This window comes from Tepidiforma flava, from assembly GCF_027594505.1.
Lineage (GTDB): Bacteria > Chloroflexota > Dehalococcoidia > Tepidiformales > Tepidiformaceae > Tepidiforma > Tepidiforma flava.
The window spans coordinates 2,204,940-2,227,099 of the sequence record NZ_CP115149.1; the positions used below are offsets into that span (position 1 = coordinate 2,204,940).

Annotated in this window: 24 protein-coding genes and 3 tRNA genes; 13 read left to right on the plus strand and 14 right to left on the minus strand. The window is 70.3% G+C overall.

Annotated elements, in window-relative coordinates; all coding sequences use genetic code 11:
- The first annotated feature begins 225 nt into the window (after positions 1–225).
- The 3 genes from O0235_RS12180 to O0235_RS12190 all read left to right on the plus strand — a co-directional run bounded on the left by O0235_RS12180 (position 226) and on the right by O0235_RS12190 (position 4,149).
- Entirely contained in the window at positions 226–2,037 is a 1,812-nt protein-coding gene (locus O0235_RS12180) for an ABC transporter substrate-binding protein (RefSeq protein WP_270056053.1), read from the plus strand.
- Between the two features lie 87 nt (positions 2,038–2,124).
- Positions 2,125–3,096, plus strand: a complete 972-nt coding sequence (locus O0235_RS12185) for an ABC transporter permease (RefSeq protein WP_270056054.1) — start codon at positions 2,125–2,127, stop codon at positions 3,094–3,096.
- Positions 3,097–3,108: 12 nt separating this feature from the next.
- Positions 3,109–4,149 carry an ABC transporter permease gene (locus O0235_RS12190; RefSeq protein ID WP_270056055.1) on the plus strand — a complete coding sequence of 347 codons (1,041 nt, stop codon included), beginning with the start codon at positions 3,109–3,111 and terminating at the stop codon, positions 4,147–4,149.
- Positions 4,150–4,276: 127 nt separating this feature from the next.
- Here O0235_RS12190 and nusG read toward each other — a convergent pair whose 3' ends face one another.
- The 7 genes from nusG to O0235_RS12225 all read right to left on the minus strand — a co-directional run bounded on the left by nusG (position 4,277) and on the right by O0235_RS12225 (position 7,145).
- Complete coding sequence (gene nusG, locus O0235_RS12195) at positions 4,277–5,020, minus strand: transcription termination/antitermination protein NusG (protein WP_270056056.1); 744 nt, start codon at positions 5,018–5,020, stop codon at positions 4,277–4,279.
- A gap of 2 nt (positions 5,021–5,022) precedes the next feature.
- Entirely contained in the window at positions 5,023–5,367 is a 345-nt protein-coding gene (gene secE, locus O0235_RS12200) for a preprotein translocase subunit SecE (RefSeq protein WP_270056057.1), read from the minus strand.
- Between the two features lie 5 nt (positions 5,368–5,372).
- Entirely contained in the window at positions 5,373–5,540 is a 168-nt protein-coding gene (gene rpmG / locus O0235_RS12205; RefSeq protein WP_270056058.1) for a 50S ribosomal protein L33, read from the minus strand.
- A 32-nt stretch (positions 5,541–5,572) separates the two neighbouring features.
- Positions 5,573–6,772, minus strand: coding sequence for an elongation factor Tu (tuf, locus tag O0235_RS12210; RefSeq protein WP_270056059.1), 1,200 nt, complete (start codon positions 6,770–6,772; stop codon positions 5,573–5,575).
- Between the two features lie 61 nt (positions 6,773–6,833).
- A tRNA-Thr gene (locus tag O0235_RS12215) sits at positions 6,834–6,909 on the minus strand.
- A 36-nt stretch (positions 6,910–6,945) separates the two neighbouring features.
- Positions 6,946–7,032 (minus strand) — tRNA-Tyr (locus O0235_RS12220).
- A gap of 38 nt (positions 7,033–7,070) precedes the next feature.
- Positions 7,071–7,145: transfer RNA gene (locus O0235_RS12225), tRNA-Thr, on the minus strand.
- 183 nt (positions 7,146–7,328) lie between these two features.
- On the opposite strand from O0235_RS12225, the gene O0235_RS12230 reads away from it, so the two are divergent.
- The 4 genes from O0235_RS12230 (at position 7,329) to O0235_RS12245 (ending at position 10,491) form a co-directional block, all read left to right on the plus strand.
- A complete protein-coding gene (locus tag O0235_RS12230) occupies positions 7,329–7,892 on the plus strand; it encodes a winged helix-turn-helix transcriptional regulator (RefSeq protein ID WP_270056060.1) in 564 nt (187 codons plus the stop codon).
- A gap of 37 nt (positions 7,893–7,929) precedes the next feature.
- Complete coding sequence (locus O0235_RS12235; protein WP_270056061.1) at positions 7,930–9,111, plus strand: hypothetical protein; 1,182 nt, start codon at positions 7,930–7,932, stop codon at positions 9,109–9,111.
- Positions 9,108–9,650: a hypothetical protein gene (locus O0235_RS12240; RefSeq protein ID WP_270056062.1), complete on the plus strand. Its 543-nt coding sequence runs from the start codon at positions 9,108–9,110 to the stop codon at positions 9,648–9,650. Before O0235_RS12235 ends, O0235_RS12240 begins: the two co-directional genes overlap by 4 nt.
- 91 nt (positions 9,651–9,741) lie before the next feature.
- Positions 9,742–10,491 (plus strand): YebC/PmpR family DNA-binding transcriptional regulator, encoded by a 750-nt coding sequence (locus O0235_RS12245; protein ID WP_270056063.1) that lies wholly within the window; start codon positions 9,742–9,744, stop codon positions 10,489–10,491.
- A gap of 209 nt (positions 10,492–10,700) precedes the next feature.
- Here the strand turns inward: O0235_RS12245 and lipB are convergent, their stop codons facing one another.
- From lipB to O0235_RS12270, 5 genes are all read right to left on the minus strand, one after another.
- A complete protein-coding gene (lipB, locus tag O0235_RS12250) occupies positions 10,701–11,411 on the minus strand; it encodes a lipoyl(octanoyl) transferase LipB (protein ID WP_270056064.1) in 711 nt (236 codons plus the stop codon).
- A gap of 7 nt (positions 11,412–11,418) precedes the next feature.
- A complete protein-coding gene (locus O0235_RS12255; RefSeq protein WP_270056065.1) occupies positions 11,419–12,552 on the minus strand; it encodes a lipoyl domain-containing protein in 1,134 nt (377 codons plus the stop codon).
- Positions 12,553–12,676: 124 nt separating this feature from the next.
- Positions 12,677–12,871: a hypothetical protein gene (locus tag O0235_RS12260; protein ID WP_270056066.1), complete on the minus strand. Its 195-nt coding sequence runs from the start codon at positions 12,869–12,871 to the stop codon at positions 12,677–12,679.
- A 6-nt stretch (positions 12,872–12,877) separates the two neighbouring features.
- The gene (thyX, locus tag O0235_RS12265; protein ID WP_270056067.1) at positions 12,878–13,738 is read right to left on the minus strand and encodes an FAD-dependent thymidylate synthase; all 861 of its coding nucleotides are present in this window, start codon (positions 13,736–13,738) and stop codon (positions 12,878–12,880) included.
- A 96-nt stretch (positions 13,739–13,834) separates the two neighbouring features.
- Positions 13,835–14,755: an SMP-30/gluconolactonase/LRE family protein gene (locus O0235_RS12270; RefSeq protein WP_270056068.1), complete on the minus strand. Its 921-nt coding sequence runs from the start codon at positions 14,753–14,755 to the stop codon at positions 13,835–13,837.
- Between the two features lie 19 nt (positions 14,756–14,774).
- On the opposite strand from O0235_RS12270, the gene O0235_RS12275 reads away from it, so the two are divergent.
- Together O0235_RS12275 and arsM are read left to right on the plus strand one after the other, a co-directional pair.
- Positions 14,775–15,431, plus strand: coding sequence for a uracil-DNA glycosylase family protein (locus tag O0235_RS12275; RefSeq protein ID WP_270056069.1), 657 nt, complete (start codon positions 14,775–14,777; stop codon positions 15,429–15,431).
- A gap of 25 nt (positions 15,432–15,456) precedes the next feature.
- Positions 15,457–16,305: an arsenite methyltransferase gene (gene arsM, locus O0235_RS12280; protein WP_270056070.1), complete on the plus strand. Its 849-nt coding sequence runs from the start codon at positions 15,457–15,459 to the stop codon at positions 16,303–16,305.
- 81 nt (positions 16,306–16,386) lie between these two features.
- Here arsM and O0235_RS12285 read toward each other — a convergent pair whose 3' ends face one another.
- On the minus strand, positions 16,387–17,574 hold the full coding sequence (locus tag O0235_RS12285; protein WP_270056071.1) for a CaiB/BaiF CoA transferase family protein: 1,188 nt from the start codon (positions 17,572–17,574) through the stop codon (positions 16,387–16,389).
- A 141-nt stretch (positions 17,575–17,715) separates the two neighbouring features.
- Here O0235_RS12285 and O0235_RS12290 point away from each other — a divergent pair, with 141 nt between their 5' ends.
- The 4 genes from O0235_RS12290 to O0235_RS12305 all read left to right on the plus strand — a co-directional run bounded on the left by O0235_RS12290 (position 17,716) and on the right by O0235_RS12305 (position 21,713).
- On the plus strand, positions 17,716–18,495 hold the full coding sequence (locus O0235_RS12290; RefSeq protein WP_270056072.1) for an SDR family NAD(P)-dependent oxidoreductase: 780 nt from the start codon (positions 17,716–17,718) through the stop codon (positions 18,493–18,495).
- Between the two features lie 46 nt (positions 18,496–18,541).
- The gene (locus O0235_RS12295; protein WP_270056073.1) at positions 18,542–20,158 is read left to right on the plus strand and encodes a CYTH and CHAD domain-containing protein; all 1,617 of its coding nucleotides are present in this window, start codon (positions 18,542–18,544) and stop codon (positions 20,156–20,158) included.
- A gap of 107 nt (positions 20,159–20,265) precedes the next feature.
- Positions 20,266–21,153 carry a succinate--CoA ligase subunit alpha gene (gene sucD / locus O0235_RS12300; RefSeq protein WP_270056074.1) on the plus strand — a complete coding sequence of 296 codons (888 nt, stop codon included), beginning with the start codon at positions 20,266–20,268 and terminating at the stop codon, positions 21,151–21,153.
- Between the two features lie 173 nt (positions 21,154–21,326).
- Positions 21,327–21,713: a hypothetical protein gene (locus O0235_RS12305; protein WP_270056075.1), complete on the plus strand. Its 387-nt coding sequence runs from the start codon at positions 21,327–21,329 to the stop codon at positions 21,711–21,713.
- On the opposite strand, the gene O0235_RS12310 is transcribed toward O0235_RS12305, so the two are convergent.
- On the minus strand, positions 21,710–22,108 hold the full coding sequence (locus tag O0235_RS12310) for a VOC family protein (protein WP_270056076.1): 399 nt from the start codon (positions 22,106–22,108) through the stop codon (positions 21,710–21,712). The genes O0235_RS12305 and O0235_RS12310 overlap by 4 nt on opposite strands.
- Between the last annotated feature and the right edge of the window lie 52 nt (positions 22,109–22,160).

Here is a 22,160-nt window from a genome sequence, read left to right on the forward strand (position 1 = left end):
AGCCAACTATTGAGTATCGCCGCTTCCTCCGCCTGGGACAAACCCGCCGCCCGGCCTGCCGCGCGTCTCTCGCCCCCGGCGAACCTTTCGCGCCCGGTAAAAGGCGATTTACCGGAAAGATGACTTCCCCGAACCGGCCTCGTGCGTATACTCCCCGAATCGCCCTCGTGTTCTATGGGTTCCATTGACACGGGGCGAACACAGCATGGGGGGACCTCATCACCTATGTCCGAGAACTACTGGACGCAACGACTCGCCCGGCAGGGCATCAGCCGGCGCCGTGTCCTCGGCGGCGCCGCAACCGCTGGCATCGGCGCGGCAGCCCTCGGCCTCGTCGGATGCGGCGGGGGCGACGACAACAAGAACGGCGGCACCGCCACCACCCCGGCCGGCTCCGGCACCCCTGCCGCCAGCCCGACGGCAGGCGCGCAAACGCCCCAGAAGGGCGGAACCGCCCGCTTCGTCTCCGCCAACAACACCTGGGACACCTTCGACGTCGACCGCTCCCGCTTCTCCCCGGTCGCGTGGCTCATGGGTATGACGAACCTCGGCGTCACCCAGTGGAAGAGCTTCACCAAGGCCGAAATCGAAGGCGCGTTCGCCGAGAAGTGGGAGCAGCCCGACCCCAACACCATCGTCTTCACCGTCCGCCAGAACCTCTTCTGGCACGATAAGCCGCCCGTCAACGGCCGCCAGGCCAACGCCGAGGACATCGCCTTCTTCATCAACCGCAACAAGAGCGGCAAGCTCCTCGACGGCACCGACGACCCCAACTTCTACCGCAAGTCCGCCTACCAGAACGTCGACAAGGTCGAAGTCGTCGACAACCGCACCGTCCGCGTCACCTTCACCAAGCCGGACCCCTTCTTCCTCACCACCCTCGCCGGCTCCTACTCGAAGGTCCAGGCTCCCGAAGCCGTCCGCGCTTTCGAAAAAGACTACGCCAACATGAAGGCGGACCTCGTCATCGGCACCGGCGCCTTCGTCCTCCAGAAGTGGAGCGCCGACGGCGACTCCCAGTGGGTCCGCAACGAGAAGTTCTACACCCAGGTCAACTGGGACGGCGTGAAGTGGCTCCCGCTCTTCACGGACCAGACCGCCCAGCAGGCCGCCTTCGAACAGAAGCAGCTCGACGCCTTCACGCCCACCCAGAACCAGGTCATCCAGGACCTGCTCCGGCGGTACGAAGGCAAGATCCATGAGGTCAAGATCTTCGGCGGCAACCCGCAGGCCGGCACCTACTACGGCGGCGCCGCCCCGTGGAACAACCCGAATCTCATCGGCGCCATCTTCCGCGCGCTCGACCGCCGCGCCCTCATCCAGTCGCTCCTCCAGGGCAAGGGTGTCCTTTCCGGCAACGTCCCGCCCACGCAGGCCGCCTTCGCCATCACCGAGAAGGAGCTCATCACCTTCCCCGGCTACCTCGAGGACCGCGCCCAGGACGAGGCCGAAGCGAAGAAGATGTGGGAAGCCGGCGGCGGCCCGGCCCTCGGCGACATCATCGTCGACATCCCGGACATCTGGGAGGGCCTCTACTCCGGCGGCGCCGCCCTCATCACCAACAACCTGAAGCGCGTCCTCGGCAACAACTTCATCGCGAAGATCGAGCCGTACGCCACGATCACCAACAAGATCGTCAAGCAGGAGTACGGCAACGGGAAGAACAACATCTGGTACGGCTGGATCACGGAGGTCTCCGACCCCGAGCCCACGCTCCTCAACTACCTCCAGTACAACTCGACCCAGCCCCAGTTCCAGCAGTTCGGCGTCAAGATCGATAAGGTCGACCAGCTCACCGCCCAGGCCGTCACCGAGTTCGACATCGCCAAGCGGCAGGAGCTGTCCAAGGAGGTGATGCGCGAGCTGGTGAAGAACTACGGCGCCGGCATCCCCTACAACCTGGTCGCCGTCAACTCCTCCCTCCGCTGGAACTACCTCAAGTACCCGGAGGCCGTCGCCTTCGTCCAGCAGCACCAGTACGGCACCCAGTTCTGGTTCGACCAGAACGACCCGACCYGGCAGGGCCGGCCGGCGTAAGCTCATCCATCCACTGCGGGCCGGGAGGCGCTAGAATGCGCCCTCGGCCCGCAGTGCACGTTCGAAGGGACAAGGGGGACAGCAACCGTGAGGACCTACATCCTGCGCCGGGTAATCGTGAACATCCCGGTCATCTGGCTGGTCGCGACACTCGTCTTCTTCGCGACCAGCGTCCTGCCGGGCGACTTCGTCGCCCAGCGCATCGCCGCCCAGGACCCGACATCCGGCGACCCGGCCGCCCGCCAGGCCCAGATCGACGCCGTCCGCAAGGACCTCGGCCTCGATAAGCCGGTCGTCCAGCGCTACTTCATCTACCTCGGGAACCTCCTCCGCGGCGATTTCGGCATCTCTTACCAGACCCGCGAGTCGGCCCTCGAAGGGATGAAGGAAGGCCTGCCCTACTCCATCCAGCTCGCCCTCATGTCCCTCATCATCGGCATCGTCACCTCCGTGCCGATCGGCATCATCTCCGCCATCCGGCAGGACAGCCTCATCGACTACGTCTTGCGCGTGTTCGCCATCCTCGTCCTCGCCATGCCGAACTTCTGGCTGGCAACCATGGCCGTGCTGTACGTGGTCCGCTGGGGCCTGTGGGAGGTGCCAATCTCCAGCGCCCCCTTGCTCTGGGAGGACCCGGGCGCCAGCATCCGCCTCTTCATCATCCCCGCCGTCGTCGGCGGCCTCGCCTCCGGCGCCGGCGTCATGCGCCTCCTCCGCTCCCAGATGCTCGAAGTCCTGCGCCAGGACTACATCCGGACCGCCTGGGCGAAGGGCATGCGCGAGCGCGTCATCATCATCCGCCACGCGCTCAAGAATGCCCTCGTTCCCGTCGTCACCGTCCTGGGGCTGACGCTCGCCGGTCTCCTCTCCGGCAATGTCGTCTTCGAGAACATCTTCGCCATCCCGGGCGTCGGCCGCCGCATCCTCGCCGCCATCGTCGCCCGCGATGTCCCGGTGGTGCAGGCCTTCGTCCTCGTCATCGCCACCTTCGTCGTCTTCGTCAACCTCGCGATCGACCTCCTCTACGGCGTGCTCGATCCGCGCATCCGGTACTCCTAGGAGGAAGCTGCCATGGCCCAGGAACAGGCAGTGATGGAACGGCCCGGCACCTTCGGTGTGCCGCGGAGCCTCAGCGACCGCCCGGTCCTCGTCCGGGCGATGGTCCACACCGGCCGCTTCTTCCGCTACAAGCCGCTCGGCGGATTCGGCGTCATCATCATCGGGCTCTGCGTGTTCGCCGCCATCTTCGCCGACGTCATCGACCGCTACGACCCGGAAGAGATTTTCAAAGCGCCGAACCCGGCCTACGACCCGGAGCTTGCCGAGAAAGCGCTCACCGACCCGACCATCCGGCTCCAGTACCCGCCGGAGAAGCTGGAGAAGAACGACCTGCCGATCCGTTTCGGCGGTCCCAGCTCGGCCCACTGGCTCGGCACCGACGGCCTCGGCCGCGATCTCTACTCCCGCATCATCCACGGCTCCCGCACCGCCCTCTATGTCGGCCTCGGTGCCGCCCTCATCGCGACGGTCAGCGGCGTCATCGTCGGCCTCGCCAGCGCCTACTTCGGCGGGTTCGTCGACTTCTTCGTCCAGCGGATCGTCGACACGCTCCAGGCCTTCCCGCCGCTCGTCCTGCTGCTGCTGTTCGGCCAGGTGGTCGCCAACCCCACCCTGACGGTGAACACCATCGCCCTCGGCATCTTAGGCACGGCGAGTTCGTCGCGGGTCGTCCGCAGCGCCGTGCTTGCCGTGCGCGAAGAAGTCTACGTGCTCGCTGCGCGCACACTCGGCGCAAGCGACCTCCGCATCATGATGCGCCACATCTTCCCCAACATCACCGCGCCGATCATCGTCACGTTCACCAGCTCGATCGGCATCTACATCCTCGTCGAAGCGACGCTCGCCTTCCTCGGGCTCGGCGACCCGACGGTTCCCTCCTGGGGCAAGATGATCGAAGAAGGCCGCCGCAACGGCCCCTCCAACCCGTGGATGGCCTTCATCGTCGGCATGGCGCTCACCTTCGTCGTCCTCGGCTTCAACCTCGCAGGCGATGCCCTGCGCGACGTGCTCGACCCGCGCCTCCGCGGCCGGGGCGGCCGCGCCGGCTTCTGACGGCGACCGCGGCTCTTCGATCACACTGATCACAGCGCGAAGCGCCCCGGCCAGTTCGGCCGGGGCGCTTCGTTCGCGCGCTGCAATCGGACGGTGGGCCCTGGGCTGAAGAGCAAGCCCGCGCTCGTCAGACCCGCTCCACCTGCAGGAAGTCGAGCTCGACGGGCGTCTCGCGCCCGAACATGTTGACGATGACCTTGACGCGGCCCTTTTCGGTGTTGATCTCGTCCACCGTGCCGACGAAGTCCTCGAACGGCCCATCGACGATGCGCACCGACTGGCCCGGCTGGAACGCGACGCGGACGCGCGGCTGCTCCATCCGCATCGCGCGGAGGATGTGGTTCACCTCCTCCTTCGAAAGCGGAACCGGCGCGGTGCCCGAGCTGACGAAGCCCGTCACCCCGGTGGTGTTGCGGATGAGCTGCCAGACCGCGAGCGCCTCCTGCCGCTTCTTCGCTTCCTGCTCGTCCGTTCCCGCTTCCCGCGCGCTCGCCTTCGCATCGGCGTCCTTCATCGCGTCGAGCGGGATCGTCTGGACCAGGACGTAGCCGGGGTAGAGCTTCCGCTTCACCGTCCGGCGCTGGCCGTCGCGGATTTCGATCTCGTCCTCGGTCGGGACGATGACGTGGAAGATCTTGTCGCTGGCGTCCACCTTCGCCACGGTGGCCTTGATCGCGTTGCGGACCTTGTTCTCGTGGCCGCTGTAGGTGTGGACGAAGTACCAGCGCCGGGTCGGGTCGTTGATCTCCTCGTCGGTCAGCTGCTCCTGCTCGAGCGCGTCCTCGTCCTTGCGGCGCCGCGGCGCGCGCTTCGGCTTCTGGTCGGGCCCGATATCGGAAAGCGCCGTAATCGCCTTCGGTTCGTCAGTCATCGTTAGAAGAACAGCCTCTCGATCGTCCAGCCGAAGACGAGGTCGACCGCGCCGAGGAAGAGGCCCATCAGCACGGCCACGATGGCGACCACGATGGTGAGGTAGCGCGTCTCCTGGAAGGAGGGCCACGTCACCTTCCGCAGCTCCGCGATCACGTCAGCGACGAACCGCGGCTGGAGCCGCTTCAGGAACCCGAACGGGTTCCGCTTCGGGGCCTCCGGGCGCKCGATCGGCCCCGCAGGGGCCGAAGGACGCGGCAGCGAAGCCCGGGGCGCGCGGACCCCGTCGGCCGGCTGGGAACCCTCCGGCGCAGCAGTCGCCGCGCGCCGGCGTTGTGTACGTGCCATCGGCGTTACCGCGTCTCCCGGAAGAGGACGTGCTTCCGCAGCCCCGGGTGGTACTTCTTCAGCTCGAGCCGGCCGGAATCATTCCGGCGGTTCTTCTGGGTGGTGTACCGGTACACCGGCCCCTCCGTGCTCTGGAGGTGGATGATGATCCGGTCCCCCTTCTTGCTGGCCATGGCTCTCTCCCTCCTGCCCGGGCAGGCAAACCTCAGGCGAGGATTTTGGTGACGACGCCGGCGCCGACGGTGCGGCCGCCTTCGCGGATRGCGAAGCGGAGGCCGTCTTCGATGGCGACGGGCTGGATGAGTTCGACGGTCATGGTGATGTTGTCGCCGGGCATGACCATCTCGACGCCCTCGGGCAGCTGGATGGCGCCGGTGACGTCGGTGGTGCGGACGTAGAACTGGGGCCGGTAGCCGTTGAAGAACGGCGTGTGCCGGCCGCCTTCCTCCTTGGAGAGGACGTAAACCTGGGCTTCGAACTTCGTGTGCGGCTTGATGCTGCCCGGCTTGGCGAGCACCTGCCCGCGCTCCACGTCATCCCGCTCGATGCCGCGCAGGAGGCAGCCGACGTTGTCGCCCGCCTGGCCCTCCTCCAGCAGCTTCTTGAACATCTCGACGCCCGTGACGGTCGTCTTCCGCGTCTCCCGCAGGCCGACGATTTCGACTTCATCGCCGACCTTGACGACGCCGCGCTCGATCCGGCCCGTCACCACCGTGCCGCGCCCCTTGATGCCGAACACGTCTTCGATTGGCATCAGGAACGGCTTGTCCAGCGGCCGCACCGGCGTCGGGATGTAGTTGTCGACCGCGTCCATCAGCTCCCAGATGCACTTGTACTCGGGCGCGTTCGGGTCGGTCGACGTCGACTCCAGCGCCTTGAGCGCCGAGCCGCGGATGATCGGCACTTCATCGCCCGGGAAGCCCTGCGAGCTCAGCAGCTCGCGCAGCTCCAGCTCCACCAGCTCGAGCAGCTCCGGGTCCTCCATCATGTCCACCTTGTTCAGGAAGACCACCAGCGCCGGCACTTCCACCTGCCGCGCCAGGAGCACGTGCTCCCGCGTCTGCGGCATCGGCCCTTCCGGCGCGGCCACCACGAGGATCGCCCCGTCCATCTGGGCCGCCCCCGTGATCATGTTCTTGATGTAGTCCGCATGCCCCGGGCAGTCCACGTGCGCGTAGTGGCGCTTGTCGGTCTCGTACTCCACGTGCGCAATCGCAATCGTGATGCCGCGCGCCCGCTCCTCCGGCGCGTTGTCGATCGAATCGAACGGCCGGTATTCCGCTTCGCCCTTCAGCGCCAGCACCTTCGTAATCGCCGCCGTCAACGACGTCTTCCCGTGGTCCACATGCCCAATCGTCCCAACGTTGACGTGCGGTTTCGTCCTCTCAAACTTCGCCTTCGCCATGGGTTCCTTCTGCCCTCCGGGCCTGGTTTGGAACGGCGGCCCCGCCGCCGGGAATCCACACTGGAGCCCTCATCCGGGTTCGAACCGGAGACCTCGTTCTTACCAAGAACGCGCTCTGCCTGCTGAGCTATGAGGGCCGGTTGCGGCGGCAGCGCCGCCGGGTTTGGTCTGGGTGGTGGAGAGAGTAGGATTCGAACCTACGAAGCGCGAAGCGCGGCAGATTTACAGTCTGCTGCCATTAACCACTCGGCCATCTCTCCGTGCCGTCCCGCCCGCTTGCGCGGCCGGGTTGTCGTGTTGGAGCCCGAGAGGGGATTCGAACCCCTAACCGTCCGATTACAAATCGGATGCGCTGCCGTTGCGCCACCCGGGCGATACCTCCCGGGAACCCCAGCGGATTCCAACACAAAAACGATCCGCCGCAGCGGATCAAGGTCTAAGTATGAATCCGCTCCGCCGCATTGGCAAGCACCCGACCCTGCACCCGGCGGCTCCTTGCAGGTAGAGTATAGCAGGTGTAGAAAACCACCGGCGACAGCCTCCCCGCAGGGTGATCGTGAGCTCGCTCGTTCCCGCCATCAACATGTTCCACTACCGCTGGTCGGTCCCGACCGTCGCGCGGCTCTTCCGCGACGGCCCCCAGCGCGCCGCCGACCTCCAGCGCGCCTTCGACGCCGCCCGCGATACCCTCGCCGACACCCTCCGGAGGCTCGAACGCGCAGGCGTCATCGTCCGGTCCCCCGCCCCGCGCGGGGCTGTCTGCTCCCTCACCCCGGCCGGCGAAGCCGTCGGCTCCGCCTGCGTCGAGGCCGTGGATGCGGTCCGCGCGATGGACCTCGTCCCCCTCGCCCTCAAGAAATGGCCGATGCTCGTCCTCACCGCCGTCGGCCGCGGCGCGAACCGCTACTCCCGCATCGAGGATGAACTCCCGGGCATCACCCCGCGCGCCCTCGCGCTCGCGCTCAAGGACCTCCAGGCGGCTGGCCTCGTTGACCGCACGGTCGAGCACACCTACCCGCCCGTGTCGATCTACACGCTCTCTCCCCGCGGCGCCGGGCTCTTTCCCGTCATGGACCGTCTCTGCCGCGCCGCCGAAGCCGCCGCGGCTGCCGGGCGATGATGTTCGCGCCCGCCCGAGCGGGTATGCTCCGCCCGCGATGAAGCGGCCCCTCCTCGCCACCCTTTCCGCCTGGGCTGTCGGCCTCGTCGTCCTCCGCGCCACCCTCGCCGCTCCGCAGCACTGCCCGGCCGTTGCGCCTGCCGCCGCGCTCGAATCTGCGCGCCTCGCCGCCGCCTGGATCGATGCCAACCAGTACCCGGACGGCTCCTACGTCTACGAATACGACATCGAGGAGGATGTCGACCTGCCCGGCTACAACGTCGTCCGCCATGCGGGCGTCACGATGTCGCTCTACCAGCTCGCCGCCGCCGGCGAAACCGCCTACCTCCCGGCGGCTGACAGCGGCCTCCGCTGGATGGAGCGGAACCTCTACCGCCATGACGATTGGGCGGCGCTCCAGGACCCGGCGGACGGCAGCGTCCGGCTCGGCGCCACCGCCCTCATGCTGGCGGGGCTGCTCCACCGCCGCATCGCCACCGGCGAGCCGGCCTACGACAGCCTCATGCGCGAACTCGGGCGCGGCATGCTCGTCCTCCAGCTGCCTGATGGCGCCTTCCTCAACCGCTGGGACACCGCCGCGCTCCGCCCCGACCCGGCAGAGCGTTCGAAGTACGCCACCGGCGAGGCGTTCTGGGCGCTCGCGCTCCTGCACCGGTTCTTCCCCGGTGAAGGCTGGGACGGTGCCGCCCGCCGCACGGCCCGCTACCTCGCCGAGGACCGCGACCGCGTCGAAGGGCTCGCCTTCCCGCCGTGGGCCGACCAGTGGGCCGCCTACGGGTTCGGCGAGATGGCCACCTGGGGCCCGCTCGCGGAGAGCGAGGTGCGCTACCTCGAATCGCTCGCCGCCCGCTTCGGCCTGCTCACCCGGGCCGAATCGGCCCGCACCGGTTCGGAACTCTCCCGCCTCCTCCGGGGCCGCCAGGCGCGCGCCGCAGGTCTCGCGACATGGGGCGAAGGGCTCGCCGGCCTCCACCGGGCCGCGCTCGCCGAGCCGCGCCTGGCGCACCTCCGCCCCGCCATCGAAGAGCGCCTCGCCTGCGTCGCCGGCATGCTCGCCGACCGCCAGGTCTCCCCCGCCGAAGCCGCAGCAGCGCCGAACCCGGGACGCGCCGCCGGCGCCTGGTTCTCCGGCGGCGTCACCCGCATGGACGACCAGCAGCACGCCCTCTCCGCGCTCCTCCTCGCCTCGCTCATCCTCTCCGGAAAGGAGCAGCCGTGAACGCCTGGCTCGCCGTGTTCGCCATCGCCGCCGCCGTCAACCCCTTCGCCGCCGCCGCCAGCCTCTCCGGCGCGCCCCGGCCGCCGCTCCCCGTGATGCTCGCCGCGGGCGCGGCCGCCGGGGCAGCCTATGCGCTTGCCGGGGCGTTCGCCGGCAGCATCCTCGACGCGCTGTCGGTCGAGCCCGAATCCTTTCTCGTTGCCGCCGGCGTCATCCTCGCCGCTTCCGGGGCCGCCATCCTCGTCTTCGGCGCGCCGGCCTACCGGCCCGCCTGGCGTTCGGCGCTCGAAGGGCTGGTCCCGCTCGCCCTGCCGCTCCTCATCGCGCCGGCGGGGCTCGCCGCGGTCATCGTCGTCAGCGTCCGCGAATCGGCCGCCCCGGCTGTTGCTGCCGGCCTGGCTTCGGCCGCTGCCGGCATCGCCCTCTGCGCCTCGCCCCGCCGCCCGCGCGAGCTGTTCGACGCGCTGGGGCGATTCTCCGCCGCGTTCGCCGTCGTTGCCGCGGCGTCGTTCGCGGTCGACGGCATCCGCGCCATCTGACCTGCGCCCCGCCGCCGGGATTTCACCCCAACGCGCCGCCCTCGGTACACTCGGAGGCACACCACGTCACCCCACCACCGGAGCACGACCGATGGCAGGCCATTCGAAGTGGGCGCAGATCAAGCGCCAGAAGGGCGCCAACGACCAGAAGCGGGGCGCCCTCTTCACCAAACTCACCCGCGAAATCATGCAGGCCGCGAAGCAGGGCGGCGGCGACCCGGCCGGCAACTTCAAGCTGCGCCTCGCCATCCAGCGCGCCCGCGCCGCCAACATGCCGAACGACAACATCGAGCGCGCCATCGCAAAAGCCACCGGCGGCGCCCAGGAAGACCAGCTCGACGAAATCACCTACGAGGGCTACGGCCCCGGCGGCATCGCCATCCTCGTCTCCGCCCTCACTGACAACCGCAACCGCACCGTCTCCGAAGTCCGCCACCAGTTCAGCCGCGCCGGCGGCAACCTCGGCGAAACCGGCTCCGTCGCGTGGCAGTTCGAACCGCGCGGCATCATCACCATCCCCCTCGAAGGGCGCGACCCCGAAGAGGTCGCGCTGCAGGCCATCGACGCCGGCGCGGAGGACGTCGACGTGCAGGGCGACGTCATCGAAGTCCGCACCGACCCGGCAAACCTCGAAGCCGTCCGCAAAAACCTCGAAACCGCCGGCCTCCAGGTCGAAAACGCGGACTTCGCGATGATTCCTAAGGCCACCATCGAAGTCGATGAGAAGACCGCCCACCAGGTGCTCCGCCTCATCGAAGCCCTCGAAGACCTCGAGGACGTCCAGCGCGTCTACTCCAACGCGGAATTCAGCGACGAAGCGGTGGCCTCCTACGCAGGCTGACCGGCTCAGCCCGCAAACCGCATCAGTACGACCGCCGCGTACAGCGTCGCGAAGAGCGCCAGCGCGTTCAGCGTCCGTTCCATGGCCGACCTCCTGCACATAAGAACGCACGGGGCGCCGCCCGGGTTCCCCTCCGCCGGCGGAGAATCGGGGAACCCCCCTGCGCAGGGGGAAGACACTGGCGCTTGCCCTGTCTTACGCCGCGGCTCTCAGCGCGCGGGCCGCGCCTTCTCCCGGCCCGGGATTGGCTGCAGCTTCGCCCGGCACTCGAATACCCGCCCGAAGTGGAAGACGAACGCCTCGACGACCTCGTCCATCGCCACCTGCCGGCCGACCTCCGCCGCCATGGTGGTCACCTCGACATCGCTCATCCCGCACGGGTTGATGAGCTCGAAGTGGCTGAGGTCCGGGTCCACGTTCAGCGCGACCCCGTGCATCGTCACCCAGCCGCGCACGTTCAGCCCCAGCGAGGCGATCTTCCGGCCCTCGACCCAGACGCCCCGGCCACGCTCCGAGCGTTCGCCGCGAAGGCCCCAGTCGGCCAGCACCCCGATGACCGTCTCCTCGAGCCCCGCGACGTACTCCGTCACGCCCAGGCCCCAGCCCTTCAGCGCGATGATGCCGTAGGCGACGAGCTGCCCCGGGCCGTGGTAGGTGATGTCGCCGCCCCGCTCGGTCGGCACGATGTCGATGCCGTACTGCCGGACCGTCTCCTCCGGCACGCGCAGGTTCGGCGACGGGTGGCTTCGCCCGAGGGTGAAGACTGGCCGGTGCTCCGTCAGCAGCAGCGTATCGACGCCAGAGCCGGCCCGGCGCGCCGCCTGGAGCCGCTGCTGCAGCCGGTGCACTTCGCCGTAGCTCGTCGTCCCCAGGTGGTAGACGGCCACCGAGCGCCCGGTGTCGGCCGGTCCCGTCGTCATCGCGCAGTCACCCCCAGAGCCGGTACGGGTTTTCCACCAGTGAGCGTACCCGAGCAAGGACACGGCCGGCGTCTCCTTCCCCGAACATCGTGCTGTCGTAGCGCATCGTGATCGTCCCGCTGCCGTCGCGGCCAGCGCCGAGCCCGAACGCCAGCCGCCCGCCCGCCAGCCGCGGCTCGAGCCGCTCCACCCCCAGCGGCAGCAGCGACACCACGACCCAGTCCGCCCGCTCGAACGGCGCCTGCCCCTCGATGCGCGCTCGCACCATCCGCCGGAACTCCTCATCGAGCGGTGCCTCCACCGCGAAGGAGCGGTCGGATTCCGGCTCGACGATGACCATGCCCGCGGGGCCCGGCTCGACCCCCGCCTCGGCCAGCGCCCGCGCGATGGCCCGCAGCGCGAGGTCTTCGATGCGCGGCCGCGGCCCGAACGGGTGCCACTCGTCCGCCAGCGCCTCGGCAGCCTCCGCGGCGCGGGTCCACGAGACGCAGACGTGGGCGCTCAGCACCTCGGCCTGCGCAGCGGCCTCCCGCGCGATGCGCGCGAACCGGGCAGGCTGCTCGTCCCCCGGCGGGGGCTCCTGGGCCGGGGCCGCCTCGGCATCGGCGGCCGCGCGCTGCTCCTCGTCCTCCCAGAGCGGCAGGCCCGGGATGGCGCCTCCCGGCTCCGGCAGCGGCTCGGCCCGCTCTGCCGCCTCGGCGCGCCGCGGGAAGGGCACGACCGTGCCCTCGGGCGCCGGCGCAGGAGCCGGTCCGCCGGGCTCCGGCAGCGCTTCGACCGGCTCCTGCCGCGCCTCGCCGGCCGGCGCGATCGCGGCCTCGCCTTCATGCCGGTCGTCAGCGACAGGCGCGGCCCCGGGCGGCGGTTCGGCCGCCCGCAGCTCCTCCTCCGCCGGGAGCGGTTCGCCCCGCGCGACGATGACGCCGAGCACCGCGCCTTTCCGCTCGATGCTGCCCGCCGGCTTCCGGTGGCGAAGGATGCCGCCCCGCTCCGCTTCGATGTCGACGGCGATGTAGTCGCACTCCAGCCGGCAGATTGCTTCGCCCGGCTCGACTTCGGCGCCGTCCGGCCGATACCACTCGGCAACCAGCCCGCCGACCATCTCCCGCCCGAGGTCGGGCACTGCCACCAGTGCTGCCACGCGAAACCCCCGGGGAGCGTGCTCCCGTATTCAGGTTCGGCGGCCGCGGCTCCCGCGTGGAGCACCGCGGCGGCCCGCCGCCCGGCCGGTGTCGTGACAACGTCGTGGCGGAGCGGTGGCGTCCTCAGGCCGGGCCGGGGGGCCCGTCATCGCCGTCCCGGCGCAGGGGGAGCGCGGCGAGGGCCGCCCCTGCAGCGGCTGCCGCCCCGATCACCGCCAGCCCCTCCCGGCCGAGCGCGACCCCCGCGCCGGCCGAGACCAGCCCCAGCAGCCCGAGCACCAGCGGTCCCCACCGCCCGAACAGCCGCCCCCGCACCATCCCCCGTCAGCTGGCCGGGACGCCGGCCCCGGGTGCGGGCTCGCCCGAGGCCTCCAGCTCCTCCCCGGCCTCCTCGATGATGGCGTAGTGGTCGGGCTGCAGGGGCTGCAGCTCTCCCTTGCGGTACTGGTCGTAGATGGCGAACAGGACGTCTTTGTGCGGGCGCACCCTGCCGATGGGGCACGCTTCCCACGCTTTCCGCTCTTCGTCGCAGTAGCCAAGGCGCAGCTCGCCGCACTTGGGCTGAAGCATCCGCCCAAGCATCGGCTCTACCTTGAGCACCTCGGCACGCATGAGGGCTGCGACTTTCCGGAATTCCCACTGTGCGCGGGTGCACAGGCGAAGGTCGCAAATGTGAAGCAGCGACTGGAGATTGACGGTCACTTTGAAATTGGTGGCTGCAGCGTTCGGCAGGAGGAAGCGTGCGTCTTCGGCGGGAACCCCTGCCTCCACCATGCGGGCGTAGAGGGCCCCCGCTTCGGCAAGGTGCCGCTCGTAGTCCGCTTCGAGCCCTGCCTTGCGGATGCTCTCGGGGGTGACGTAGGGATAGGTGCCGTCCCGGTAAGTGACGTAGCGCTGCGACTGCTGCTCGAAGCTGATTCCGACCCGGTGCCTGACGAACTGGTGACTGAAGGCGCGGCTGACGCCGGAGATGGCGAATTCGAAGACCACCTGTTCCAGCGGCGAGGTGTGGCCTGTCTTCAGCCGCTCGGCGACAAAGGCCTCCATGGCTTCCCGGGTGATGCGCTCGGATTCGATGCGCTCGGCGACTTGCTGCGGGGTCAGGCTGGAGTAGCAGACGCGGTACGCCATGTAGAGGGAGCGGATGGGGTCGGGGGTGTGGGAAAGCAGGGTGACGGCGGGCATGGGCACCTCCAGCGGGAATCCTCATTCTCCCCGACCTGCCATCCCCCGGCGAGGCTGTTACGTAGCCTCAGCGAAAAATTCGCGAACCGGCTCCCATCAGGCCGCGAAGTTCAGCTTCAGCCCCTTCGTCGGCCACTGGTCGAACACCCCGAGCCGGCCGGTCCCGCTCAGCGTCACATAAAGCGACGTCATGTTTGGCGCGAAGCAGGCGTTCGTCGTCAGCAGGTCCGGGCACGGGAAGTGCTGCACCTTCGAACCGTCGGGAGAGAACATCGTCAGCCCGCCGTTCAGGATGGTGGCGACGATGACGTTGCCCTCGGCGTCGACGCACATCGAGTCGCAGAACGAATAGCCGAATGGCGGCGCGCCCGGCACGGTGCCGATCACCCGGCCGTTCGCGACCTGCCCCGGCGCCTGGATGTCGTACGCCCACACCCGGCCGGTGGGCGTCTCCGCCACGTAGAGCGTCTTCTCGTCCGGGCTCAGGCCGATGCCGTTCGGCCCCTCCATCGGGAAGATGATCTCGCGGATGAACTTCCCATCCGGCGAGGCGTAGTAGACGCCGGTGCGGTCCTTCTCGCGCGGCCGGTTCTTGCCAAGGTCGGTGAAGTAGAAGTTTCCCTCGCGGTCGAAGACGAGGTCGTTCGGCCCCTTGAGCGGGATGCCGTTGCATTCGGTGTAGAGCGTGCTCACCTCGCCCGCGAGGGTGACGCGCTGGATGGCGCCCCCGGTGTAATCCTCCGGCTGTTCGCCGGGGAAGAGCCCCGTCGTGCCGTCCGGCAGCGGCCGGCGGTGCCACTGGAAGCCGCCGTTCTGCGTCACGTACAGCGCGCCGTCCGGCCCGAGCGCTGCCCCGTTCGGCCCCCCGCCCGTGACGGCCAGCACCTCGACCGTCCCGTCGGGCTTGACGCGGCTCAGCCGACCCGCCGCAATCTCCGTCACGATGACGTCGCCGTTCGACAGCGCAACCGGCCCCTCCGGGAACTCCAGCCCGGTTGCGACGATGCGTGGCTCCACTCCTGTACCCTCCGTCGAGATGCGCGCATCCTACGCCGGCCCCGAGGGACGGTGCCACACCGCCGCTGACCTCCGGCGCTCCGCCGCCGCCTGCCGCGCCTGCCCGCGGATGGTTCCCGGTTCCGCCGTGCTCGACCTCCCGTCCGGGCCCCGGCCGCTCCTGTTCGTCGGCGAAGCGCCGGGGCGGCTCGGCGCGGCCCGCACCGGGGTGCCGTTCCGCGGCGACGCCGCCGGGACCCGCTTCGAACGGCTGCTCGCCGAAGCCCGCCTCTCGCGCGCCGACGCCGCCGTGACCAACGCCGTGCTCTGCCTGCCGCTCGATGAGCGCGGCCGGAACCGCCGCCCGCAGCCTGCCGAGGTCCGCGCCTGCGGCCGCTACCTCAGGGCAGTCCTCGAACTGACCCGGCCGGAAGCGGTCATCGCCCTCGGGGCCGTGGCGCTCGCCGCGCTGGCCGCCGTCGAACCCCACCGCCTCGTCCTCGCCCGCGACGCCGGCCGGCCCGCGCCCTGGGGCGGCCGCTGGCTCATCCCGCTCTACCATCCCTCCCCGCGCGCCGCCATCCGCCGCCCGCTCGAGCGCCAGCTCGACGACTGGCGGCGGCTCGGAGACTTCGCCGCCCGTTTCCTGCGGTCCGAACAGCTCGTTGACAGCGCAGCCATCGAAAAATTACGATGACGCCATCACGCCGAGGAGGCCTCCGATGCCTGAACCGACGCCCGACGCCATCCGCGACGAAGTCGCCCGCGCCTACGCCAGCCGGGTCCGGCCCGTGCTCGAACGCGCCGAGACGGTCGAGCTCCTTCCCCTGGCCGCGAGCGCGAGCTGCTGCGAGCCCGCCGCTCCCGCCGCCGACTCCTGCTGCGGCAGCGAACCGGCCGCCGACGAGGTCGTCATCACCCGAATCGCGGAGCTCTACCGCGACGCCGACATCGCCGACCTGCCCGCAACGGTGACCGACGTCGCCTTCGGCTGCGGCAACCCGACCGCCATCGCCGCCCTCGAGCCCGGGCAGGTCGTGCTCGACCTCGGCTCCGGCGGCGGCATCGACTGCTTCCTCGCCGCGAAGATGGTCGGCCCCTCCGGCCGCGTCATCGGCGTCGACATGACCCCGGAGATGATCCGCCTCGCCCGGAAGAACGCCGAGAAGGTCGGCGCCCCGAATGTCGAGTTCCGCCTCGGCGAAATCGAGCACCTGCCCGTCGCCGATGCTTCGGTCGACGTCATCATCTCGAACTGCGTCATCAACCTCTCGCCCGATAAGCCCCRGGTCTTCCGCGAAGCGTTCCGCGTGCTGAAGCCGGGCGGCCGCCTCCAGGTCTCCGATATCGTCTGGACGCGCCCCGTCCCGGACGACGTCCGCGGCGACATGGAAAAGTGGGCCGGCTGCATCGCCGGCGCCCTGCTCGAATCGGAATACCTGGACCACATCCGCGCCGCCGGCTTCGTGGATGTCCAGTCCGCCGCCTCCGAGTACCCCGGCGGGCGCGGCCTCGCCTCCGCCGCCGTCACCGCGCGGAAGCCGGCCGCCGCCGACTCCCGCTGCTGCTAGCGCCCCGGCTCGTCGACAACGTCGAGGGGGTGCGCCGCCYGGCGCACCCCCTCCGGTCGTTTCCGGGGCCGCGCGGAACCGTCAGCCCACGACGCCGCGGCTGCGCAGGTCTGCGATCTGCTCGGCTGTGTACCCGAGCCCGCTGAGGATCTCGTCGGTGTGCTGCCCGATGAGCGGCGCAGTCGAGCGCGGCTGGCCCGGCGTCTCGCTCAGCTTCGGCGCCACCCCGATCTGCTTCACCTTGCCCACCGGTGAATCGAGCTCGATCACCATGCCGCGCGCCAGGTTGTGCTCGTTCGTCACCACGTTCTCCATTTCGAGCACCGGCGCCGCGCAGATGTCGTCCTGCGACATGATGGCCATCCACTCATCCGCCGTCTTCGTCGCGAAAATCCCGGCGAACCGCTCGATCATCTCCGGCCACCGCGCCTGGTCGAACTGGTGCGGGAGCAGGTCTTCGGTGCCGAGCACCTTGCAGAGGTTCGCCCAGAAGTGCGGCTCGATGCTCCCGATGGAGAACCACCGGCCGTCGCTGCATTTGTACGTGTTGTAGAACGGCGCCGCGCCGTTCAGGAGATACTCCCCGGGGCGGATCGGCTGACCGGTCGAGAAGTACTGGCTGAAGGCGCTCGTCATCAGCGAGAGCACGCCGTCGCTCATGCCGACGTCGATGTTCTGGCCGCGGCCCGTTTTCTCCCGGGCGATGATGGCGAGGCAGATAGCGAAGGCGGCCGTGAGCCCGCCCCCGGCAAAATCCGCCAGCAGGTTCACCGGGATCGCCGGCGGCTGCCCCGGCCGTCCCGTCACCCCCAGCGCGCCGCCGACGGCGATGTAGTTGATGTCGTGGCCCACGAGGTTCGCGTAAGGCCCGGTCTGGCCGAAGCCCGAAATCGAACAGCAGATGATGCGCGGGTTGATTTGCGAGAGCGTGTCGTAGTCGACGCCGAGCCGCTTCACCACGCCCGGCCGGAACCCTTCGATGACGACGTCCGCGCCCTCGACCATCCGGTAGAAGATCTTCCGCGCCTCCTCCTCCTTCAGGTTCAGCGCGATGGACTTCTTGCCGCGGCCGAGCGCGTTGTAGGCGGCGGCGCGCTCGGCGGCTTCGCTCCGCCTGAGGCCGGTCGAGCCGAGCTTCGCGGAAGCGCCGGGCACGGCTTCCACCAGCGTCACGTCCGCGCCGAAATCGGCCAGCAGCATCGAGCAGTGGGGGCCCGGCGCCAGCCGGGAGAGGTCGAGCACCTTGATGCCGTCGAGTGCCATCACCATGGGGGAAACGTCTCCTGCAGGGGCGAGTTCTGTGCCGGTAGCATGCTGGCGCCCGCCCGGCCGCGCAACCGCGGCTTGCATCGCCCGGCCCGGCGCGGTAGACCTCTCGCCACACCTGCCGCCCTCGAGAGGAGTCCCCCGATGCCCCGTCTCAGCCAGCTCAGCCGCTCCGTCGCCGGCAAAGTCGCGCTCGTCACCGGCGCGGGCAGCGGGATGGGCCGCGCCACCGCCATCCTCTTCGCCGACGAAGGCGCGAAGGTCGCCGCCGTCGACGTCAACGCCGGCCCCGTCGAAGCCGTCGCGTCCGAAATCCGCGCCGCCGGCGGCACGGCCCGCGCATGGGCCTGCGACGTCGCCGACCGCGCCGCCGTCAACCGCCTCATCGAGGAGGTCGCGGCGGAGTTCGGCGGTCTCGACATCCTCGTGAACAACGCCGGCATCTCGGCCGCGCTCCCCCTCGAAGCGGAGAACTACGACGAGACGTGGGCGCGCACGCTCGCCGTCGACCTCACCGCGCTCACCTACACCATCCGCGCCGCCCTCCCTTACCTCCGCAAGTCCGAAAGCCCGCGCATCATCAACATCGCCTCGACGGAAGGCCTCGGCGCCACCCCCGGCCACAGCGCCTACACCGCCGCCAAGCACGGCGTCGTCGGCCTGACCCGCTCCCTCGCGCTCGAATTCGGCCGGGAGGGCATCACCGTCAACTGCATCTGCCCCGGCCCGATCCGCACCGGCATGACGGAGGCGATCCCCGAGGAGGCGAAAGAGAAGTACGCCCGCCAGCGGACCGCCCTCCGCCGCTACGGCCTCCCCGAGGAAGTGGCCCACCTGACGCTCTCGCTGGCGATGCCCGCCGCCTCGTTCGTCACCGGGGTCGCCCTCCCGGTCGACGGCGGCCTCACCATCCGCCGCGCCTGAGCGGCCGCTGCACGCGCCTCGGCCCCCGCACAGGTATGATGAGCCGGTGACCTCCCCGGCCCTCGAAGTCGAATGGCAGTTCGCCGCCCTCGATACGCGGCCCGTCGGCCGCTGGCTCCAGTCCAGCGCGCCGGACGGCTACACCGTCGAGCCGCTCGCGGCCCAGTCGCTCGATGACACCTACCTCGATACGCCCGACTGGCGCATCCACCGCGCCGGCTACACCTGCCGCGTCCGGGCGAAGGCCGACGGCGCCGAGCTGACGCTGAAATCCATGGCCGAGCCGCAGGAGGGCATCCGCAGCCGCCGCGAGATCACGGCCCCGCTGCCGGGCCCGGAGGCCGACCCGCGCGCCGCACCCGGCGAGGCCGGCGCCGCCCTCCGCGCACTCTGCGGCCGCCAGCCGCTCGAGCCCCTCTTCCGCCTCCTCACCACCCGCCAGCGCTTTCGCCTCGCCGATGCCGCCGGCGCCCTCGGCGAAATCGCCCTCGACGATACCGCCATCCCCGTCGCCGGCGACGAACCCGTTCGCCTCGCCCGCGTCGAAGTCGAAGTCGATGCCGCCGCGCTGGACCGCGCGCGGCCGTTCGTCGAGGCCCTCGCCGCCGCCTGCAGCCTCGGCCCGGCGGGCACCTCCAAGTTCGAAGCCGCCCTCATCGCGACCGGCCGGCGGCCCCCGGAGCCGCCCTCCTTCGGCCCCGAAACCGTCGACCCCTCCATGACTGCCGGGCAGGTGGCCTACGCCGTGCTCCGCAAGCAGTTCCGCGTCTTCCTCCAGAACGAGCCGGGCACCCGCCTCGGCGAAGACATCGAAGCCCTGCACGACATGCGCGTCGCCACCCGCCGGCTGCGCGCCGCGATGGCCACCTTCCGCCCCTTCCTCAGCCCGCGCATGCTCGCCTTCCGCGACGAATTCGGCCAGGTGGCCCGCGCCCTCGGCGAAGTCCGCGACCTCGATGTCCAGCTCGAACGGATGGACGAGTGGCGGGCCGAATTCCCGGCCGAGCGCGCCCATCTCCTGGACGGCATCGAACGCCTGCTCCGCAAACGCCGCGAGGCAGCGCGCCGCCGCATGCTGCAGGTCCTCGATTCCCGCCGCTACGAACGGCTCTGCGCCCGCTTCGCGACGGCCCTCCGCTCCGGCCCGCCCCGCTCCTTCGCGCCCGGCCGAACGCCCGTCCTCGCCGTCGCGCCCGACCTCGTCGAGCGCCGCTACCGGAAGGTGCGCAAACTCGGCGACCGCATCAAGAAGTCGTCGCCGCCCGAGGCCTACCACCTCCTCCGCATCGAGGCGAAGAAGCTGCGCTACGCGCTCGAGTTCGTCGGCAACGGCATCTACGGCAAACCGGCGCTCGAATTCAGCGCCCGGGTGACGGCCCTCCAGGACCTGCTCGGCCTTCACCAGGATGCGTACGTCGCGATCGACATGCTCGAAGAGCTGGCTGCCAGTTCCGGCCGCCGGCTCGAGCCGGCGACGCTGATGGCCATGGGCATGCTCGCCGAGCGCTACCGCGCCCACGCCGAAGAGCTCCGGGCGAAATTCCCCCAGGTGTACCGGCAGCTCGGCGGCCCCGAGTGGAAGAAACTCCTCCGCCTGATGGAAGCCCAGCGCCCGCTCGAGCCCGCCCCCGCGCGGGCGCGCCCGGCCGCCGATCGCTCCTAGCCGGCCGAGCCGGTATCCTTCCCACCCGGGCATCCGAACCCACCCCGGCCGGGGCGGCCCCGCGCCCGGGCGGAAATCGGAAATCGCGTCACCCGGGAATTCGCCACATGGCTGTGCTCGTCGATCAGAACACCCGCCTCCTGGTGCAGGGCATCGGCACCGAAGGCGCGAACCACATGCGCCGCTCCATCGCCTACGGCACCAGCGTCGTCGCCGCCATCCATCCCAAGCGCGGCGGCGAACAGCAGGACGGCGTGCCGATCTTCACCACCGTCGACCAGGCGGTCCGCGAAACCGGCGCCAACGTCAGCATCATCTTCGTCCCCGCGCCCGGCGCCGCCGACGCCATCCTCGAGGCAGCCGCCGCGAAAATCCCGCTCATCGTCTGCATCACCGAAGGCATCCCGGTGCTCGATATGGTCCGCGTCAAAGCCGCGCTCCAGTCCACCGGCAGCATCCTCATCGGCCCGAACTGCCCCGGCGTCATCACCCCCGGCACGAAGACCCGCGTCGGCATCATGCCGGGCGACGTCTTCATGCCCGGCCGCGTCGGCGTCGTCAGCCGCTCCGGCACGCTCGTCTACGAAGTCGTCGCCCAGCTCACCGCCGAGGGCATCGGCCAGAGCACCTGCATCGGCGTCGGCGGCGACCCGATCATCGGCACCCGGCAGGTCGAAGCGGTCCGCATGCTGAACGAGGACCCCGATACCGACGCCATTGTCCTCGTCGGCGAAATCGGCGGCTCGGCCGAGCAGGAAGCGGCGGCCTACATCAAGGAGCACGTGAAGAAGCCGGTGGTCGCCTTCATCGCCGGCGCCACCGCGCCGCCCGGCCGCCGCATGGGCCATGCCGGCGCCATCATCTCCGGCGAAGACGGCAAAGCCGAGAACAAGAAGGCCGCGCTCCGCGCCGCCGGCGCCGTCGTCTCCGATTCCCCGGCTGATATCGGCGCCACGATGAAGCGCCTCCTCGCCGAGCGCGGCCTGCTGAAGTAGCCCGGCGCACCCGGCTCCACAGGACGGACGGGCCCGGCGCGCGCCGGGCCCGTTCGCTCCTCGCGAGGCTTCTGTTCCAGTTTCGTTACGTTTTGCCCCGGGCGCGCCCTGCGATGCCCCGGCGCCCCCGGCGATTCGCTAGCATCGAGGCACCCCCGCCCGGAGGTGCTGCCATGGCCGCAATCGAAAGCTCCGCCCCGCGCATCGTCGAGTCGCTCCTGGGGGCGGTCCGCCGGCTCGAATCCTCCCGCGAGCCCCGCGCCATTCGCGACGCCGTGCGCGACTGCGCGCTTGCCGTCGAGTTCCGGCTCGATACGCTCGCGCGCGAACTCCAGCCCGGCCCCGGCGGGCTCGACCCCTCCCTCCTGCCTGCCGGCCGCGCCGTCGAAGCCGCCCTCCGCGGGGTGCTCATCGAAGCCTGGACGCTGCTGCGCTCCGGCGACTCCGCCCTTGCCGACCGCGAACGCATCAGCGCCTTCGCGCGGTCCGTCGCGCGCGCCGCGCGCCAGGAGGCGGAGTTCGCCTTCGCCCAGCTCTCGCTTCCTGRGGCGCTCGACTAACCCGCCTGCTGCGACTGCCAGAAGGTCAGCCAGTTCCCCGCCGGGTCTTCGACCGTGAACTCGGCCTGCCCCCAGGGCCGCGGCGCGATCGGGTCCACCACCCGGACGCCCGCAGCCTGCACCTGCTCCCACAGCGCCCGCAGGTCCTCCGCCTCGATGTAGTACGCCGCCGGCCCGGCCGTCCCCAGCCGCTCACGGATGGCGCGGTTGTAGCCGTCGCTGTAGAAATCCGCGGCGGCTTCCAGCATCAGGTGCGCATCGCCGAACGTGACCGAGACGTTCCCTTCGGCCGGCTCGCCGCGGCGCACCGCGAACCCCAGCCCATCGACGTAGAACCTGACCGCCGCCTCGAGGTCGGCGAACCGCAGCGAGGGAATCACACCCCACCCTGGCATGGCACTCTCCTGGCCGCGGATTGGCGGCGCCGCAGTGTACCACGCCCGTCAG

Coding starts and splice junctions, on each gene's coding strand:
- O0235_RS12190 (WP_270056055.1), top strand. CDS start 3,109: ATGGCCCAGGAACAGGCAGTGATGGAACGGCCCGGCACCTTCGGTGTG.
- nusG (WP_270056056.1), bottom strand. CDS start 5,020: ATGACTGACGAACCGAAGGCGATTACGGCGCTTTCCGATATCGGGCCC.
- rpmG (WP_270056058.1), bottom strand. CDS start 5,540: ATGGCCAGCAAGAAGGGGGACCGGATCATCATCCACCTCCAGAGCACG.
- O0235_RS12235 (WP_270056061.1), top strand. CDS start 7,930: ATGAAGCGGCCCCTCCTCGCCACCCTTTCCGCCTGGGCTGTCGGCCTC.
- O0235_RS12245 (WP_270056063.1), top strand. CDS start 9,742: ATGGCAGGCCATTCGAAGTGGGCGCAGATCAAGCGCCAGAAGGGCGCC.
- lipB (WP_270056064.1), bottom strand. CDS start 11,411: ATGACGACGGGACCGGCCGACACCGGGCGCTCGGTGGCCGTCTACCAC.
- O0235_RS12260 (WP_270056066.1), bottom strand. CDS start 12,871: ATGGTGCGGGGGCGGCTGTTCGGGCGGTGGGGACCGCTGGTGCTCGGG.
- thyX (WP_270056067.1), bottom strand. CDS start 13,738: ATGCCCGCCGTCACCCTGCTTTCCCACACCCCCGACCCCATCCGCTCC.
- O0235_RS12275 (WP_270056069.1), top strand. CDS start 14,775: ATGCGCGCATCCTACGCCGGCCCCGAGGGACGGTGCCACACCGCCGCT.
- O0235_RS12285 (WP_270056071.1), bottom strand. CDS start 17,574: ATGGTGATGGCACTCGACGGCATCAAGGTGCTCGACCTCTCCCGGCTG.
- O0235_RS12290 (WP_270056072.1), top strand. CDS start 17,716: ATGCCCCGTCTCAGCCAGCTCAGCCGCTCCGTCGCCGGCAAAGTCGCG.
- sucD (WP_270056074.1), top strand. CDS start 20,266: ATGGCTGTGCTCGTCGATCAGAACACCCGCCTCCTGGTGCAGGGCATC.
- O0235_RS12310 (WP_270056076.1), bottom strand. CDS start 22,108: ATGCCAGGGTGGGGTGTGATTCCCTCGCTGCGGTTCGCCGACCTCGAG.